Annotated in this window: 11 protein-coding genes and 1 pseudogene; 5 read left to right on the top strand and 7 right to left on the bottom strand. The window is 72.0% G+C overall.

The genetic code is table 11. From position 1 onward, the window contains the following. The 4 genes and pseudogenes from D455_RS0106365 to D455_RS0106350 all read right to left on the bottom strand — a co-directional run. The coding region (locus D455_RS0106365) for a DUF2510 domain-containing protein (protein WP_026122376.1) at positions 1-1455 on the bottom strand (1455 nt) is incomplete at its 3' end. Positions 1456-1554: 99 nt separating this feature from the next. Continuing rightward, the gene (locus tag D455_RS0106360; protein ID WP_017569920.1) at positions 1555-2178 is read right to left on the bottom strand and encodes a hypothetical protein; all 624 of its coding nucleotides are present in this window, start codon (positions 2176-2178) and stop codon (positions 1555-1557) included. 432 nt (positions 2179-2610) lie between these two features. Beyond that, positions 2611-4352, bottom strand: a pseudogene (locus tag D455_RS29435) (substrate-binding domain-containing protein). 338 nt (positions 4353-4690) lie between these two features. Next, complete coding sequence (locus tag D455_RS0106350) at positions 4691-6439, bottom strand: substrate-binding domain-containing protein (protein WP_017569918.1); 1749 nt, start codon at positions 6437-6439, stop codon at positions 4691-4693. A 423-nt stretch (positions 6440-6862) separates the two neighbouring features. On the opposite strand from D455_RS0106350, the gene D455_RS0106345 reads away from it, so the two are divergent. The 5 genes from D455_RS0106345 to D455_RS0106325 all read left to right on the top strand — a co-directional run bounded on the left by D455_RS0106345 (position 6863) and on the right by D455_RS0106325 (position 12904). After that, entirely contained in the window at positions 6863-7549 is a 687-nt protein-coding gene (locus D455_RS0106345) for a hypothetical protein (RefSeq protein ID WP_026122375.1), read from the top strand. Between the two features lie 416 nt (positions 7550-7965). Next, entirely contained in the window at positions 7966-8781 is an 816-nt protein-coding gene (locus D455_RS0106340; protein ID WP_017569916.1) for a TrmH family RNA methyltransferase, read from the top strand. A gap of 36 nt (positions 8782-8817) precedes the next feature. Beyond that, a complete protein-coding gene (locus D455_RS0106335; RefSeq protein ID WP_017569915.1) occupies positions 8818-9747 on the top strand; it encodes a 2-hydroxyacid dehydrogenase in 930 nt (309 codons plus the stop codon). A 144-nt stretch (positions 9748-9891) separates the two neighbouring features. Beyond that, the gene (locus D455_RS0106330) at positions 9892-11556 is read left to right on the top strand and encodes a bifunctional 3'-5' exonuclease/DNA polymerase (protein WP_026122374.1); all 1665 of its coding nucleotides are present in this window, start codon (positions 9892-9894) and stop codon (positions 11554-11556) included. 163 nt (positions 11557-11719) lie between these two features. Next, entirely contained in the window at positions 11720-12904 is a 1185-nt protein-coding gene (locus tag D455_RS0106325) for a C40 family peptidase (RefSeq protein WP_017569913.1), read from the top strand. Positions 12905-12973: 69 nt separating this feature from the next. Here D455_RS0106325 and D455_RS35140 read toward each other — a convergent pair whose 3' ends face one another. The 3 genes from D455_RS35140 to D455_RS0106300 all read right to left on the bottom strand — a co-directional run bounded on the left by D455_RS35140 (position 12974) and on the right by D455_RS0106300 (position 18128). Next, positions 12974-13414 (bottom strand): hypothetical protein, encoded by a 441-nt coding sequence (locus tag D455_RS35140; RefSeq protein WP_017569912.1) that lies wholly within the window; start codon positions 13412-13414, stop codon positions 12974-12976. 850 nt (positions 13415-14264) lie between these two features. Further along, positions 14265-16064 carry a gamma-glutamyltransferase family protein gene (locus D455_RS0106310; RefSeq protein WP_017569910.1) on the bottom strand — a complete coding sequence of 600 codons (1800 nt, stop codon included), beginning with the start codon at positions 16062-16064 and terminating at the stop codon, positions 14265-14267. A gap of 633 nt (positions 16065-16697) precedes the next feature. Continuing rightward, a complete protein-coding gene (locus tag D455_RS0106300; RefSeq protein ID WP_026122373.1) occupies positions 16698-18128 on the bottom strand; it encodes a hypothetical protein in 1431 nt (476 codons plus the stop codon). Positions 18129-18250: the final 122 nt, after the last annotated feature.

Below are 18250 nucleotides of genomic sequence, written 5' to 3'. Positions count from 1 at the left end.
CTGCGGAGGCTGCGGAGGCTGCGGAGGCTGCTGGGGCGGCGGGGGCTGGCGGTAGCCGTGCTGGGGCCCCGACGGCGGCTGCTGCGGGCCCGAACGCTCGAACATGCCCTGCTGCGGTCCGGACGGGGCCACGGGCGGGGCGGAGCGCCCCTGCTGGGGGTCGGGAGGCGGCTGCGCGCCCGGGTGCTGCTGCGCGGGCTGCTGACCGCCGGGGAAGGGCTGTCCGGCCGCCTGCGGTCCCGGGGGCTGTTGCCCGGGGGTCTGCTGTCCGGACGGGCCCCACGGAGCCCCGGGCCGCGCCCCGCTCTGCGCGTCGGCGGCACCGGGGGTCTGCGCGCCCGAGGGCTGCTCCTCCGCTTGGCGCCTGGCCTCCTCCTCGCGCCGCCTGGCCTCCTCCTGGAGCTGGGCCTCCCTACGGGCCCGCTCCTCCTCACGCTGCTTGGCGGCCTCCTCCTCGGCCTGGCGGCGCTGTTCCTTGCGCTCCTCGGACAGGTCGGACCAGCCCTCCTTGAGGCTGCCGAGGAACTTGTTGAACTTGCCGCCCTTCCTGCCCTCGTCCTCGGGCACGCCGCCGGAGAAGGCGGGGTCGTTGGGGTCGAACACGGCGGTACCGGCGGGCTCGCCCCCCGAGGGGTCGAAGACCGCGGTGCCGGAGGTACCACCGCCCGACAACGCGGGGTCGTTGGGGTCGAACACGGCAGTGCCGGCGGGCTCGCCCCCCGACGGGTCGAACACCGCCGTGCGGGGGGCGTCCTGACCGGATCCGGACCCCGGGTCGAACACCGCGGTACGCGGAGCGTCCCCGCTGATGTCTCCGTCGGTCAGGTTGGACGTGGGGATCTCGTCGTCGGTGAGGTCGGCGGTGGGCACCTCGTCGTCATCGCGCCCGGGAAGGTCGGAGGGGCTGACCCGCATCGTGGAGTCCGTGCCACCCAGGTCGGCGGTGGGCTCCTCGTCCTCGGCACCGCCCTGGGGTCGGGACGGGCTGATGCGCATGGTGCTGGGCTCGTCGTCGATGGGGGGTTGGGGGGTGGAAGAGGCGGGGGAGGAGCCCTGCGCCCAGGAGGGGTCGATCCGCATCGTGCTGGGCTCGTCCTCGACCGGGGGCTGGGAGGGCGGAGGGGTGGAGTCCTGCTGGGGGGAGCCCTGCGCCCAGGAGGGGTTGATGCGCATGGTGCTGGGCTCGTCGTCGATCGGCGCGGGCGCCGTGGAGGAGGGCCCCAGCCGTACGGTCTCCGGGTCGTCGTCCTCACCGGGAGCGGAGGCGCCCGGTCCGGATCCGCCCAGGTAGGTGGTGGCGGCCTCCTCGTCAGCGCCGCCGGCGCCTCCGGTACCGCCCTGAAGCTCGCTCAGGGAACGGGTATGCCGCGTCCACTCGTCGCCGTTCCACCATCTGAGCGTCTGCGCGTCGCCCTGCGGGTCCGCGTACCAACCCGGCTCGATAGATCCACCCATGGGCGACAGACTAAAGGGTTACGGAACGGCGCTGAACCAGCGGTATCCAGTTCCCCGTGGTCAGGGCCGCGAGAGCATTTTTCTCCTGTCCTCCCGTGCTCACGTCATCGCTGAGCGTCGCGGTTCCGGGGGAACGCGGGGGCCGTCGGGCGGTCCGGTGGTGGAGAGGCCGACGGACAACAGCCGCGCGGTGTCCAACCTTCCCGGGCCCTTGGCGGAGGAGCCGGGCACCTGGTCGTGACCGAAGTGGCCGCCCCTGGCCCACACGCGCGCCGCGTCGGCGGCCTTCGCGCCCTCCGCTCCCGGAGGCCCCGCCGGCCAGACGCGTTCCACATCCCACGAGTCGAGCCACGTCAGGATCGGGGCGAGCCCGTGCATCGGTCCGTCGGTGAAGGGTGCCTCCGACACCACCGCCACCGCCACACACACGCGTCCCTCGTGACCGTGGTCGAGGTGCAGTCCGTACTGGTCGGTGCTCCCCAGGGGTAACCGTGCGCGGCGGGTCGCGGCCAGGATCTGGACCACGTCGCCGGTCAACGGGTTCCACACCAGGTGCGCCGTGCGCTCCTCGTACACCAGCCGCCGCGCCTCCTCACGCGCGGACCAGGCCCGCGGGTCCGATCCCGTCACCGTCCACACGGCACGCGGGGCACCGATTCCGGGAGGTGTCCGGGTGGTCTCACCGACGAGCCTTTCGGCACCGGGCATCCACGCCTCCGCCATGGTCTTCCCCAATCCGGTCGTCGTGTGCCGTGTCCGGCGCCGCGGGAGGCCCGGGCGGGCGGGTCCGTCCCCCGCGCGCGGCGGGCGCCTCGGGAATCCCCGACCCCTTTTGGGTACGCCAACACCGCGCAGAAGTCCAGAGCCCCGCACGCGGAGGACAGTGTCTTCTCACCGCCGGTCCCGCGCGGTTGTCCGTACCGCGAGGGGTGGGTTCCGGGTGCTTCGGAGGGAGCGGGGGGAAGGTCGGGCGGGCCTTCCGCGAGAAGGGTCCGCAGGAGGGCCGGGGCGCGGGCCGAGGGTACGGCGTTTCCGCGTGGTGGGAGAGGGGCGGGAGGGCGGCCGAAGAGGGGACGAACGCGTCCGGGCCGTGGCGCCACGCGCCACGGCCCGGACGTCACCCGGGGGTGAGGAGGACCTCCCGGTGCTCCCGGCCTACTCGGTGCCCTCGGGTTCCTCGGCGATCCTCAGCGAGAACGCCTGCACGAAGATCTGACCGATCTCGGTGGGGTCCTCCGTCATGTACGCGGCACCGCCGGTGGCCGCGGCGATCTGCTGGAGCGGCTCCAGGTTCTGCACGTCCGGTCCGAACGCGATCGTGATGATCGGGATCGGCCGCGACGGGCTCGCCAGGGAGTCGATCTGGGAGAGCAGCTCGTCCAGCCCCAGACCGCCGGGGTTGTCGTTGTCCCCGTCGGTCAGCATGAGGATGACGTTGCTCCGGTCCGGCTTGTAGGTGCGCGACATCTCCTGGTAGGCGGCCAGGTAGGTGTCGTACAACGNTGGAGCGAGGACAGCGCGCCCGCCAGGACGTCCTGGTGCGTGCCACCCTCCTCGGTGGCCGCCTGCAACTCGCGGATCGGCGTGATCTCCTGGTGGTGCAGGTCGCCGTTGACGTTGGTGGAGAACTCCCACAGGCCCAGCTCCGAGCTGGGCGTGAACATCTCCAGGCCCTGTGTGGCGGCGGTACTGGTCACCTGCATGCGGGTCATCCCGGTCCCGGGCACCTCGGCCAGCATCGAGCCGGAGATGTCCACGATCGCGAGCACCCGGGAGTCCATCTTGAGCTGGTTCCAGGTGCGGATCAGCTCGGTGACCGCGTCCTCCTCCGGGGTGGGCAGCTCGGTGGGCGCCTCCTCCGCGAAGCCGACCTCCTCGGTGAGTACGGAGGTGTCGATCTCCCCCTCGGGGCCGCGGAAGCCCTCGGCGAGCAGCCGGGCCCGGGCCTCGTCGGTCTGTACCTCCTTGCGGAACTCCTCGGCGGCGCGGGTGACGGCGCTCTCCTCGCTGCGCACGATGTAGGGGTAGTCCAGGTAGTGGGTGCCCCCCTCCATGTAGCTGGCCCGCGCGGTGGCGCCGCTGTGGGCGGAGTTGTAGCGCCACACCGCCTGCTCCGACATCACCATCATCGGCGGGGCCTCGGCGCCGCCGCCGCTGAAGGCGAGGAAGGCGGCCTCCTCGTCGGAGGACGCGCCCCTGTGCAGGGACTGCAGGGCGGCGGTCATGTGCGCGTTGAAGGTGCCGGCGTCGGGGCTGGCCTCCTCCAGCGCGCCGCGCAGCAGGTAGAGGGTGCCCAGGCCCGTGGAGCTGCGCGCGGGGTCGACCATGCGGACGGCGCTGCCGCCCGACTCGCCGGGAGCGGTGGTGGGGACGATGTCCGCCCAGGTGCTGGGCTGCTCCCCCTGGTCGGCGAACTCGGCCAGTTCGGCCAGGACCAGCGGTGAACGGGCCACGGAGGTGCCGGTCTGGGTGATGATGGCGTCGCCCGCCTGGCTCTGGACCAGGCGGGGCCACACCGAGGAGTCCGGGATCCACACGTGGGAGTCGGTGTCGCCCATGGTGGCGCCCGTGCCGGTGATACCGAAGGCGACGTTGGCGGAGTCGACCTGGCGCACCTGGACCCGCACGCAGCGGTCGTCCACCTGGTGTTCCTCGGCGTTGAAGTCCCTGGCGACATCGTCCAGGGCGGGGGCCAGTTCGGGGCTGACCGCGACGTCCAGCGCGATGTCGGAGCCGCCGCAGCCGTCGGACCGGCCGAACATGTAGACGCCCGCCGCGGCGAGACCGACCACGATCACCAGGGCGGCGGCCAGGGCGGCGAAGGCTCCGCCACGGCCGCGTCGGCGCCTGGACCGGCGCGAGGGTTCTTCTGCGTATCTTCCGCGGTGACGTCCCACAGCTTTCCTCACGGGGTGGTGTACGGACGGTTGTCGTACGGGGGATGGGTGGTAGGGGAGGGGCCCGTGTGCACCGGTTCGCCAGCGGGTGGGATCGGCCACAGGGGTGTTACTGGTGGGAAACGGTACTCAACCGTTCAGACCGAGTGAATGCCGGTCGGATCGGTCAGGGGGCGGCGGGATCGGGGATCGCCGGAGGTGAACACGGACACAGGGCCGGTTAACTCGAGGGTTCGGTCTGTTTCGTTCGCGTTCGTTTTTCCGAGGAGAGCGGGCCGAAATTCGATTCCGATACCCAATCGAGACCACCCCGAGTCGGTTTCCGGCGGGCGGAAGGCTCAGGAGGCGTCGCAGTCGGGCACGCACAGTCGCCGCGAGATCGAGCTGAGGAAGATGTCGCCGATCTCGTCGGGGTCGTCGGTGACGAACAGCGAGCCGCTGGTGGCCGCCGCGATCTGCCGCAGTTCCTCCTCCTGCGCCCGGGCCCCGAACGCGATGATGAACATACTGACCGGACGCTCGGGGTCGAAGCGGTCCTGGAGCGCGGCCACCAGCTCCTCGTGCGAGATGTCGCTGGACCCCTCGTCCTGTCCGGCGGTGAGCAGGATGACGCTGTTGATCCTGTCCTCGTCGTAGTCGTCCCGCACCCGGTTGTAGGCGGCCAGGATGTTGTCGTACAGGCGGGAGGAACCGCCGCGCACCGTGATCTCCTCGGCCACCTCGACGAGTTCCTGGCGGCGGGTGGCCTCCTCACCCTCCTCGGGCGCGCCCAGTTGGTGGATGCCCGCGGCCTCGTCACGGCCGCTCTCCCCGTACTCGTCCGACATGAGCCACAGGCCCATGTCGGTCTCGTCGGGGAACAGGGACAGACCCATGAGCGCCGCCTGCTGGGCGACCTCCATGCGGGTCAGGCCGTCGTCGAGTTCCTCCGCCATGTTCGCGGAGGTGTCGGCGAGCACCAGGGTTCGGCTGGGCATCGACAGCCGGTTCCAGTCGGTGACCGACGTCAGCAGGGCGTCCCCGGTCAGGTCGTCGTGGGTGGGCGGCTCCTCGGCGGTGATACCCGGCTGGTCGGCCAGGACGGGGGAGGCGGTGCCGTCGGGATCGCGGAAGCCCAGTTCCCGCAGGCGCGAGCGGTGGGAGTCCTGGCTCAGCACCTCGTGCAGGTCGGCGGCGGCCGACCGCAGCGAGGGGACGCCGGTGGTGGTGACGTAGGGGTAGTCGAGGCTGACGGTGCCCTCGGCCGGGTAGTGGGCCTCCATCCGCGGTGCGGACTCGGCGCGGTTGGCGTTGTAGGCCACCACCGCCTGCTCGGGGACGACGATCACCGGGTCGACGCGCTCCTCGGCGGCCTCCGAGCCCGTGTGGAAGGTGTTGAGGTCGATCTCGCCGAACGCGCTGTCGCGCTGCACGTCGCGGACGAAGTCGGTCATGGCGGTGTCGGCGTCGTCGCCGGTGCCCAGGTGCCGGCGGACCGCGTGCATGACGGTCATGCCGTCGACCCCCCGGTTGGGGTCGACCATGACCAGGGGGCGCTCGGGGTCGCGTTCGCCGGGCAGGACCAGGGTCCAGCTGGCCCCGTCGGGCTCGGGCATGCCCTCGGTCCCCTCGGGGGCGGCCAGGACCACTGGCGAGCTGGCCAACGAGGGCGCGTCTGTCGCGATGCTGTGCGTGCCGCCCTCCGAGACGCGGGTCAGCTCGACCCAGGCCGAGGACTCGGGCACCCACACGTGCGGGGCGATGGTGGAGCCGCCGGAGCGGTCGCCGGACAGGGCGGCCATGATCCGGTGCGGCGCGATCTCGTCCACCTGCGCGTACACGCACTCCCCGTCGTAGCTGGGGTGGTCGTCGTTGAACTCGCTCGCGGCCTCGCGCAGCACCGGTGCCATGCCCTGGGTCGCCGACACGCGCAGGTAGCGGACCTCGCCGCAGCCGAGCGCGTCCAACCCGACGGGAACCGCGATCGCGACGACCGCGATGAGCGCGACGGAGACCGCGGCGATTCCCAGCGGTGACGCCACCACCCGGCGGGTGGTCGCGGCGGTCGCGGTGGTCGGTGGGGTGAGTCGGTGGCGTCCACTGGACACGGGCACTCCGGGGGTGGGGCTGTGCCCGGCTCCCGTCCGGGGTCCGCACGGAGGCCGGTGCTGTGGGGAACGGACGCGCGGGGTGGCGTCCCGCGCCCCCGCACTCCGGTGGTGCGGAGTGACATCCCGCACTCCGGTGGCGGGGGGCGAACCGCCGCGCGACTGACGGCGTCACACGGTACGGAGAACGTAACAACCACACCATGAGACTTTTCCAGGACCTTACTCGTTGGTAACGCGCCAACGGAAGAGGAGGTTCGCGCCGCCGGAGCGGCCCGTCGCGGTCCGAACAGGGTGATTGCTTTGTTACCGTGCCCATCCGTGAGTACCCAGGGCACCCCGCTAGGCTTAGGCCCCGCGTCCACACCCGGCCCACCTCCCCCAGTGGACGTCCCATGACACCGACCCCCGAGGGTTTTTGGCATGTCCCCATCGCATCGTGACCACCGGAGCCGAGGCACGCTCGGCACCGCCCTGCTCGCTGGCTTCTGCTGTGCGGGCGCACTCGCCTACGGGGTGATCGTCGGTCCGTCGATGCTTCCACCGCAGGACGTGCAGGCCACCACCGCGATGACCCCGGACCTGAGTCCGAACGCCGAGGAGCCCGAGGAGACCGTGGCGGGGGACGCGCCGACCGGCGAACTCCGGATCCAGGTGAGCGACCGCGACCGTGCCTGGGTGCAGACGCTGGTGTGCGACGGCGACGCCGAGGAGGACCCGCCCGCCTGCGCCGAGCTGGCCCGGGCGGCCGCGGAGGTCCGCACCGACACCGGGGAACCGGTCACCGGGGAGGACGAGGGGACCGGCGAGAGCGAGGGCGAGGGTGGCGCCGAGTCCGGGGCCGGGGCCGGGAGTGACGCCGAAGGCGGTGCCGAGGGTGGCGCTGAGGGCGACGCCGAGCAGACGGACGCCGTCGACACGGGCATCGAGTACCTGTTCACCGAGGTGCGCGAGGGGACCGTGTGCACCGACGAGGTGTACGGACCCCAGGAGGCCAGGATCTCGGGCACCTGGGAGGGCCAGGAGGTCGAGACGACGCTCAGCCGCAAGGGTTCCTGCGAGGAGGCGCGTTGGCAGCGCCTGCGCATGCTCACCGAGCAGCTCGGCTGAGCGCGCCCCGGGAGTCGTTGTCCACAGGAGCGAGGTGCCTCTGGCCCGGGACCCCGGCTTCCGGTTGACTGGAAAGTGGGGGGATCCCCGGTCCCGTCCGCTTCGGCGTGCCCTTCCTCGGCCACGCGCCCTCTGGGGACGTCGGAAGCCGTTTCCCCGCCTTCTCCGGGCGGAGCCGCCACGCACGTTGGAGCTCATGCCGGGGCGCACCAGCTCACGGACGCGTGGTCGAGGACACCAGCCACCTTCCGCCTCCCACCCCCTGGGGCGGGCCGCCAGCGCGTGTGCCCAGCCCCCGCGGCGGGCCGCCGCTGTTGGCTCCACGTGTGCCTGACCGGGGTTCCCCCAGGGTGGACGACCTCCCTGAGGCCCCTGGGGTGCGGATACGCTCCCGGGACGGGCGATAATCGTCCTTCATGGACGTCATCAAGGTCAGTGACCCCGCGGACCCGCGCCTGGCCGACTACACCCGCCTGCGCGACGTGAACCTGCGCCGCCACCTGGAGACCGAACACGGGCTCTTCATGGCCGAGGGCGACAAGGTGATCCGCCGGGCCGCCGCGGCCGGGTTCGCGCCCCGCAGCTTCCTGCTCACCGAACGCCGTGCCGAGGCGCTCGACGACGTGGTCTCCGCGCATGCGGCACCGCTGTACGTGGTCAGCGAGGACACCGCCCGGCGGCTCGTCGGATTCGACCTGCACCGCGGCGCCCTGGCCTCCTTCCACCGCCGTCCCCTGCCCACGCTCGACGACGTCCTGACCCGGGCACGCACCATCGTGGTCCTGGAGGACCTGGTCGACCACACCAACGTGGGCGCCATCTTCCGCAGCGCCGCCGGTCTGGGTGTCGACGCGATCGTGCTCGCGCCCCGCTGCGCCGATCCCCTGTACCGGCGGGCCGTCAAGGTGTCCATGGGCTCGGTGTTCACCCTGCCCCACACGCGCATGGACGACTGGTACGGCGGCCTGGACACGCTGCGCGAGGCCGGATTCCACCTCATGGCGCTCACCCCGGGCGAGGGTTCCCTGCCCCTCGGCGACGCCATGGCCGCCGTCGACCCCGGTGACCGGGTCGGTCTGCTGTTGGGTACCGAGGGCGACGGTCTCTCCTCACGGTGGATGGAGCGGGCCACCGCCCGGGTGCACATCCCCATGGCCGACCGCGACGTCGACTCCCTCAACGTCACCGCCGCCGCCGCCATCGCCTGCTACGAGCTGACGCGCTCCCGTTAGGGTGGCGTCCGAGGCGAACGAGGAAGGACGGCGCGGATGGGCGACCGAACGCTGGTGCAGTGGGAGCAGAACAGGGACAACGCGCCGCGTTCCCTGACGGTGGACCTCTACGCGGGGGGACCGGCACCCGAGGGCGTCCTGGACGAGGTGACCTTCTACCAGGTTCCCTACGCCCCCTCCACCCAGGGAGCCGACGAGCGGATCGACATGATCGCGCGGATGCCGTCACTGGAGGTCGTCCAGCTCCTCTCCGCCGGGTACGAACACGTGCTCCCCCTGGTCCCGGAGAACGTGACCCTGTGCAACGGGCGCGGGCTCCACGACGCCAGCACCGCCGAACACGCCCTCGCGCTCATCCTGGCCGCGCGGCGGAACCTGCCACGGTGGGCACTCGCGCAGAGGGAACACCACTGGGACTCCGCCCCGGTGGGTTCCCTGGCCGACTCGCGGGTGATGATCGTCGGTTACGGCAGCATCGGCCAGGCCATCGAGAGCCGCCTGCTGCCCTTCGAGACCGAGGTCGTGCGCGTGGCCAGCCGCGCCCGCCCGGACGAGGGCGTGCACGGGGTGGACGAACTACACGCCCTGCTGCCCGACACCGATGTCGTCGTGCTGGTCACCCCGCTCACCGAGACCACGCGTGGTCTGTTCGGCGCCCGTGAGTTCGCCCTGCTGCGCGACGGCGCGCTCGTGGTCAACGTGGGGCGGGGGGCGGTCCTGGACACCGGCGCCCTGCTGGCGGAGAAGGGCCGGGTGCGGGCCGCCCTCGACGTCACCGACCCCGAGCCCCCGCCCGCCGACCACCCGCTGTGGAGCGCCCCCGGCGTGCTCCTCACCCCGCACGTCGCGGGCGGCTCGGCCGCGTTCTATCCCCGGGCCCGTGCCTTCATGGACGCCCAGCTCGCCCGTTGGGCCACCGGCGGGGAACTGGCCAACGTGGTCCGTCCCGGCGCCCGAGAACGGTGACGTCACCCCGAACCGGGGCGAGGGATGCCAGCAGGAGCCCGGAAGGGACTCAGGAAACCCCCAGGAAGAGCCCAGGATCCCGAAAGGAGCCCGGAAGGGGCTCACAAGGGGCCAACTGTCAGAGACAGGGGACAGACTGGGAGAATGCGGATAGCGGTGGTCGCCGACGGCGAGGGCGGCGGCTGGCTCCAGGAACTGGACGAGGCCCCCGGCCCGGTCCGCCACGTGAGTGACCTCGCCACCGCCGTCCGCGAGGCCGAGCACGCCCGTTCCGAACCTCCCCGGTGGGTGTGGTCGGCCAGCGAGGACCTCTATCCCGACCTCGTCCGCGCCGGAGTGCGGGTCTCGCGCTGCCACGACGCCGCGCTCACCGAGGCCCTGCTGTTGGGCTACCACGCCCGCCACGGCGAGGCCTCCTCCCTGGGCGCCGCATGGGCCCGCCTGCATCGACTGCCCGTCCCCGACGACCCCGCCCGTCCCCTCGGCGAGGGCACCACCGCCCAACCCGCTCTCTTCGAGGCCGACCGCTCCACACTGCCTCCGGGCACGGACCGCCTCGCCGCGCTGGTCGAGGTCCACGCCGACCAACTGCGGCGCATCGCCGAACTCCCCGACGCCGGACGCATGCGCCTGCTCGCCGCCGTGGAGTCCGCGGGAGGGCTCGCCGCCGCGGAGATGAGCCACGACGGCCTGCCCTGGCGCCCCGACGTCCACGACGAGATCCTCACCGAACTCCTCGGACCCCGGCCCCCGTCGGGGCAGCGCCCGCCCGTGCTCGCCGACCTCGTCACCCGCATCAGCGAGTCCGTCGGACGCGAGGTCAACCCCGACTCTCCCGCCCAGGTCCTCAAGGCCATGGCGTGGATCGGCCACCCCGTCGCCTCCACCCGCTCCTGGGTCCTGGAGGGGATCGACCACCCCGTCGTCCCGCTCCTGCTGCGCTACAAGGAACTCTCCCGACTGCACTCCGCCAACGGCTGGACGTGGCTGGAGAGCTGGGTGCGCCAGCGTTCCGGCCCCGACGGCCAGCGCCTCGGGCGCTTCCACCCCGACTACGTGGTCGGCGGTGTGGTCTCCGGACGCTGGGCCACCCGGGGCGGCGGAGCCCTCCAGATCCCCCGGTCCCTGCGCGGGGCGGTCCGGGCCGACCCCGGCTGGGTCCTCGTCCGCGCCGACGCCGGACAGCTCGAACCCCGTGTGCTCGCCGCCGTCTCCGGCGACGACGCCCTGGCCGCGGCCGCCGCCGAGGAGGACCTGTACGCACGGCTGGCCGTGCACGTGGGCGGTGACCGCGAACGCGCCAAGATCGGCATGCTCTCGGCCATGTACGGGCAGACCTCCGGCGACGCGGCGCCCCTGCTGGCCACCATGCGCCGCCTCTACCCGCGCGCCCTGGACTACGTGGACTCCGCCGCGCGTACCGGAGAGGGCGGCGGCATCGTCCGCTCCTGGCTGGGCCGCACCTCACCCGCCCCCGACGGGTGGGCCGCCACCGTCGCGGGCCCCGGAGGAGAACGCCGCCGCCGCGCCCACGGCAGGTTCACCCGCAACTTCGTCGTCCAGGCCACCGCGGCCGAGTGGGCCCTCGTCCTGCTCGCCTCGCTGCGCCAGCTCCTGCCGGACATGCCGGAGGGCGCCGGTATCGTCTTCTTCGTCCACGACGAGGTCGTCCTGCACGTGCCCGCCGACCTGGCCGAGGAGACGGTACGTGCGGTCGCCGAAGCCGAGGCCAGAACCCGCGTCACCCTCTTCGGGAACAGCCCGGTGCGCTTCCCCCTGGCCCCGGTGGTCACCCAGAACATCGGATGAGCACGGGATGGACGTCCTGTATCGGTCGGCGTGGACTTCTTGCAAACTCGCCCCGATACGCCCATTCTTGGATCCGGACAGTACAGAACAATCAACAGGCCGTGCGTCGCAGGGGTTCCCCATGCCCCGGGCGGCTCGCTCACAGAAAGGTGAGATCCCCCCCGTGCGGACCCGTCTGAGAACGTGTGCGGGAACCACGGCGGCCTTCGCCGTCGCCTTCGCCGCCTTCGGAGCACCGCCCGCCTGGGCGGACCCGGTGGTCGAGGACCGTCCCCCCATCAGCGAACAGCTTCCCTCCGGAAGCGCCAGCGGCACCGACCCCCGACAGGAGACCGACAACCCGCCCCCCGAGGTCGCCGACGTCTCCGACCTTCGACGCGACGCCTACGTGGCCCCCTTCCGCGAGGCGCGCAGTGTCGAGTACTTCGCCGTCGCGCCCCGCACCCTGCCCCGCGAGGCCGTTTCGGCGGTCCGCGCGATCGACGGCGTCGAGAGCGTCCTGACGGTCGACGCCGCACGCGTCGGGATCGAGGGCGAACCCACCTCGGTGCTCGGCGTCAGCCCCTCCAGCTTCCGCAACCACGCCCCCGACCCCTCGGCCACGTCCGACGAGGTCTGGCAGGGCGTCGCCGAGGGCCACATCGCCCTGTCCAACGACGTCGGTACCGAACGCGACCTGGAGATCGGCGGCGAGGTCACCGTCGCGGGCGGGCGCGGAGAGGTCTCCCTGGAGGTGTGGACGCACGCCACCTCCGGCATCGCCGGGATCGACGCCCTGGTCTCCCGTGAGCGCGCGGTCGAGCTGGGCATGCCCAGGGGCAACGCCCTGGTGATCTCGGCGCCCGAAGCCGACCTGGCCGAGCTGCACGAGGCCCTGCGGGAGGCCCTCGGCGAGGACGCCTCCCTCCAGCTCGTCGCGGACGCCACCGAGCCGCTCGTCGAGGGCGATGCCGTGCCCTCGTCGGTGATCGAGCAGGTCATCGACCACGCTGAGAGCCAGCTCGGTGTCCCCTACGTCTGGGGCGGTGAGACCCCGGAGGGCGGGTTCGACTGCTCCGGCCTGCTCCAGTGGGCCTTCGCCGAGGCGGGCGTGTCCATCCCGAGGGTCACCCACGACCAGTGGAACGCCGGACAGCGCGTGGCCTTCGACGACATCCAACGCGGAGACCTGCTGTTCTGGCGCACCGACCCCACCGCGCCCGACTACATCTCACACGTGGCCATCTACCTGGGCGACGGCATGATGCTGGAGGCGCCGCGCACCGGGCTGGACGTGCGCGTCACCCCGGTGCGGACCGACAACTACGCGGGAGCCGTGCGGGTCAACACGTCAGCTTCTCGGCCGTGAACGGCCGAGCGTGCGGTTGGACCACCCCGCTGGGTGCGAGGTAACCCACCGCGTCTGACCCGACCACCCCTAGCGGGTGGTCGGGTCAGACGTGTGACCGCCGCCCCGCATCCCACGCAACAGCACCCCGACGGGCGATGCTGGTGGAGGCGTTCCGGTCCGCGTGTCGGGTTCGATCACGGGGGCATCAGGGGCGTCGACGGTCACGGCCAGGAACCAGGTGCCGTCGCTGCGCAACAGGTCGGCTTCGCCACGTTTGTGCTCGGCCAGGGCTGTGAGTTGGTTGGCCGATCCGATGAACGGCACGCCCTTCAACCGGCCTGGGAGGGTCCACGGCGAGATCGTGCGCGCGTCCGGAGCGAAGGACAGGTCGCGCTGATCGTAGGGGTGCGCTGAGTCGGCCCGGAAAGCGATGGGTGCGGGCTCGATCCGCTCTCGACGGGCCGATCCCTTGGGGCCGTGGTTGCCGTTGTCCAGGTTGGACCGTTGGGCGCGGTAGGCATCGCACACCTTTTTATGGTGTGTTGGGCGGCTTGTGAGCCCATCCCGGCCGCACGCAACTGCTGGTAGGTGTGTTCGCGTAGACCGTAGTTGCGGAACACGCCCCGTTCGTGAGCCACGTGCGCTACCCGGGTGGCGTGGGTGTTGAGGTCGCGCGGGGTCGAGGCCAGCACCGCGGCCTGCTCGGGCGACGGCGCGAGCTTGACCCGCACCACGATCTTCGACACGCCCACCATCATGTAGCAGCCCAGTAACAGCACGCAGCCGCACCAGTTCAATGTGACTCGCATCACTGGTGGAGCGGCGCGTCCGCACGGCGATTCCTCCCGGGACCGAGGCCCCGAGGTGCCTCGCCAAAGCAAGGCTGACGTCCCGTCCTGACCCCACCGCTCTGTCCGCTCTCACCGCTTCCAGCGCCCCGTCCGGCCCGGCGCCGGTCGGGGCGTTCCGCCGTGGGAGGGGGGTTCGTCCGGGGCTGGACGGTACGGGGACCGTTCGCCGACGTCGGAGAAAGGGAGTGGTCCGTGGTGTCACCGCGCCGGTGACACCACGGACCACTCGTTTCTCCCTGTCCGAAAAACCCAGCCGGGAGGGGAAGGCAGGCTTCGGTCAGGAGGGGGACAGGGCCGTCACTGAGGGAGGGGGAGACAGCGTACGAGCCCTGATGTGGTGGTATTGAGTTCTGACGGAGCGCGTTCGGGAGCTCTCCCGGAGTGCCGTCGCACAGGGTCTACATAAGCAGTGACCGGACGATTTGGCAAGACCGAAGACCAATGCAGGCAAGCGCTCTCATCCCGTGTCTACCGTCCATCGCGCTCAATGTCATGACGGGTTCGGTTCCGGTTCGTCTTCCTCCAGGTCAGCGGCCGGCCGCGTACCCCTGCGCGGCGCGGGCGTCGGCCGCGGCGCGCAGTTCGCCGGTCTCCGGATCGCGGGCCACGGCGGCCAGGCGTCCCAGCGACCACTCCTGCACGACCTGCACCTGGTGCCCGCGTCGGCGCAGCTCGGCGATGTTCCCCTCGCCCACACCCGGTTCCACGACCAGGCCGCCGGGGACCGTCTCGCGGGGATGGAAGGAACTGGGGAAGGCGGTGGTGTGGAACATCGGGGTGTCCAGGGCCTCCTGGAGGTTCTCCACCCCGTTGAGGATCCGCAGCAGGGCGGTGAAGGTCCACTGGTCCTGCTGGTCGCCGCCGGGGGTGCCGATCGCCAGCACGGCCTGACCGTCCTCGCGGGTGACCAGGGTGGGGGACAGGGTGGTGCGGGGACGTTTGCGGGGCGCCAGGGCGTTGGGGGAGGCCGGGTCGAGCCAGAACATCTGCGCCCGGGTGCCCAGGGGGAAACCCAGGGCGGGGATGACCGGGGAACTGCTGAGCCAACCGCCGCTGGGCGTGGCCGAGACCATGTTGCCCCAGGCGTCCACGACGTCCACGTGGCAGGTGTCCCCGCGCAGGTCGGCGGGGTTGGAAACGTCGTCGCGCACCGTGGGCTCGCCCGTGGTGCGGTCGCCGGGGGCCTGGCCCGGCACGTACAGCGGAGGCTCGAAGGGAAGACGGCCGCTGACGCCGCCGGGGCGCTGTTCCAGACTGGCGCGGGACCCGTCGACCAGCTCCGCGCGGCGGGCGGCGTAGTCGGTGCTGAGGAGTTCCTTGAGGGGGACGTCGACGAAGTCGGGGTCGCCGTACCAGGCCTCGCGGTCGGCGAAGGCGAGCTTGGCGGCCTCGGTCACCCCGTGCACGAAGTCGGCGCTGATCCCCTCGCGCACGTCGTGGCCGGTGCCCAGGGCCTCGGCGAGGCGGAACTGCTGGAGCATGGCGGGACCCTGCCCCCACGGTCCGGTCTTGTGCACGGTGTGGGAACCGTAGGTGACGCTGACCGGATCATCGTAGGAGGCGCTCCACTCGGCCATGTCCTGTGCGGTGAGCAGGGCCGTCTGCGGCTCTCCCGAACCGCTGGGGACGGGGGAGGCCAGGAAGTCCCCGACCGCCTCGGCGACGAAGCCCTGGGACCACGACCTTCTCGCGGCCTCGATCTGGGCCTCGCGGTCGCTCCCGGCGCTCTCGGCCTCGGCGACGATCCGCCGGTAGGCGGCGGCCAGGGCGGGGTTGCGCAGCCGGGATCCGGCTCTGGGCGCGGCGCCGTGCGGTAGGTAGACGGCGGCGGAACCGGCCCAGTGCCGGGAGAAGACGGGGGTGAGGGCCTCGACGGCGGCGGCGATGCGGTCCAGGACGGGGTAGCCGCGCTCGGCGAGTCCGATGGCGTGGTCGAGTACGTCGCGGACGGTCATGGTGCCGTGGTCGCGCAGGAGCAGCATCCAGGCGTCGAAGGACCCGGGAACGGTGGCGGCGAGCACGCCACTGCCGGGAACGCGGTCCATCCCCGCGTAGGCGTCGGTGGTCGCCGCGGCGGGGGCGACGCCCTGGCCGCACAGGACCCGGGGAGCGCTTCCGGCGGCCTGGAAGACGACGGGGACCTCGCCGCCGGGGCCGTTGAGGTGGGGCTCGACCACCTGGAGGGTGAAACCCACCCCGACGGCGGCGTCGAAGGCGTTGCCGCCGCGTTCGAGCAGGGACATGCCGGTGGCGCTGGCCAGCCAGTGGGTGGAGGCGACCATGCCGAAGTCACCTCGGAGTTGGGGGCGGGTGGTGAAACCGGGCATCTGAGCGGGTCCTCCTCAGGGAGCGGGGATGGCGGGGTCGCCACCGTGGTCCGGGCCGGGCGTGCCCCGGGTGGAGGCGTGGCGGCCGAAGGGGGTGATCTCGGTCACCGGGTCGTGGACCTGAGGTGACGGTACATCATGGGTTGTTCCCATGAACGGCCCCCTGACCGGTTTTCCACAGGACGGTCTCCTTGGGCGGGCCGTCCACAGAAACAACCCGGGACTGGTGGCGTGCGCCCACCCCGGGTTGACTGGATGTCAGGGGGGCTCACGGCCCGCCCGCATGGTGCTGCCCTCCGACAGCCACCTGCCGCTCTCACGGGGGTGGTTCCGTGCGCGGTGCTCTCCCGGCCCTCGCCCTCCGCTCCCTCAGCGGTTGGCCTCGGGAGCGGCACCAGCTCTTCGTCCTCCACCACTCTCAGGGACGGCGTTCCCCGCGCGGCGCCCGCCCGTCGCCCTCCACCACCACGGCGGCCTCCGGCCCGGCAGTCCCCGCCGCACACCTCTGGCCGACGCCCTCAGCGCACTCAGTGCACGGTATCCCGCCCCGCCGACCGCCTTCCGCCACGGTCGGCCTCCGGGCGCGGCACCACCCCGACGGCGGCCCCGCGCCGCGCCTGAAGGCACGCCACCTCAGGAGGCCCCGGTCGGGAGGCTCCACGGCAGGGACGTCACCATCTCCTCCCACTCCGCGGCGCCGATCGGCTCCACGGGCAGGGTGTCCTCCACCACGTCAAGCGTGCGCGCCACGGTCTCGTCGTGCGTGGCCTCGTGCTGCTCGGCGGCCTCCACGAGTTCGGCGATCACCGAGGCGAGTCCGTAGATGACCGTCTCCACCTCACCACGCGTCATGTCGAGGGTCCGAGCGCAGTCGTCGACGGCACCGGCCTTCGCGCCCTCGTCGCCGTAGTACCAGATGGTGGCCAGCAGACGGTCGCGCTCTTCGTCGCTGAGTTCCTCCAGGGCCAGCGCCAGGGTCCGTTCGACGAACTCCTTGCTGGACGGCGTCATCCCGGCCTCGGCAAGGCTGGTCTCCCCGGTCCCGAAGTCCACGAACCGGTGGATGACACACTCCTTGGCCTGTCGGACCCTGGTCTCCTCGGTCTGCTCGGAGCCCGCGGGCTCCTCCGCGTCGGGCTTCTCCTGCGAGGCGTCCTCCTCTCCTCCGGCCGTCACCCCAGGGGTATCGGAGGTCTCGGAGGCTTCAGAGGTCTCGATTTCATTGTGGGTCTCCGGAGTCTCGGGCCGCCCGACGGGGGAGGTGCCCACGGTGGTCCCGTCAGTGACCCCGTCCACGGAGGTCGCTTCCTCACCCGCCTCGGCAGCGGGCTTCTGCGCGTCTCCGCCCTCCTCCGCGGGCTCCTCCTGCCCGGTCGCCCCGGTGGACCCACCGGCGGCTCCGCCGGTCCCCTCCTCCGCGGTCTCCGACGCACCGCCCTCCTGGGAGGGCTCCTCGACCGTCGGTTCCTCCGCGGTCGGCTCCTCGGCCCCCTCCGTGGCGGGCTCCTCGGGAGACCCCTCCTTCAACTCGGTCAGCGACTCCGCCATCCTGACCAGTTCGCCGCTGCCCCACCGGTCCGGTTGGAGGTACACGGACACGGCCACCCCGGGCTCCTCCATCCAGAACAGGTCGCCGGTCTCCGGTGACAGGTAGGCCTCGTTCCGGAGGGCCTCGCCCGAGGCCAGGCGTTCCAGGGTCCTCTCGGGAAGGTGTCCGTACCGGTGCTCGCGAAGGTCGTCGAGGCTCTGGTAACGGTCGGAACGCAGGACCGAGACCCTGCCGAGCAGCTGGCCGGGGCCCCGCATCCAGGAAAGCTGCGACTGCCGGTTGCCGAGACGGTCGGCCACGGTCGAGGAGCTGACCCCGTATCGCTCCAGGCCAGCGGGCAGGTAACCGATCCCGTAGCCATCGAGGCTGTACGGGGAGGCGTCCCGGCCGTCCTCCGGCCCCGTGACCGTTCGCGTGTCCTTCTCGTCGGCCACCGCGGGGATACTGACCCATCCCGACGACGCGATCGCGGCGGCGCCGATCAGCGCGACCCACCTCTTGTGGTGCTTGCGCATGAGTGCTCCTTCCCATCGACTACTCCTAGTGATGTTTGCAGGCCCTGAGTAATCACCAAGAGGCTCGGGGGTCAAAACCCGTACATGAAGTGATCAAATGGATGCATTAAGTGAGAATGTCG

Source organism: Nocardiopsis halotolerans DSM 44410, from assembly GCF_000341065.1.
Taxonomy (GTDB): domain Bacteria; phylum Actinomycetota; class Actinomycetes; order Streptosporangiales; family Streptosporangiaceae; genus Nocardiopsis; species Nocardiopsis halotolerans.
This window is presented reverse-complemented; position numbering and strand designations above follow the sequence as displayed.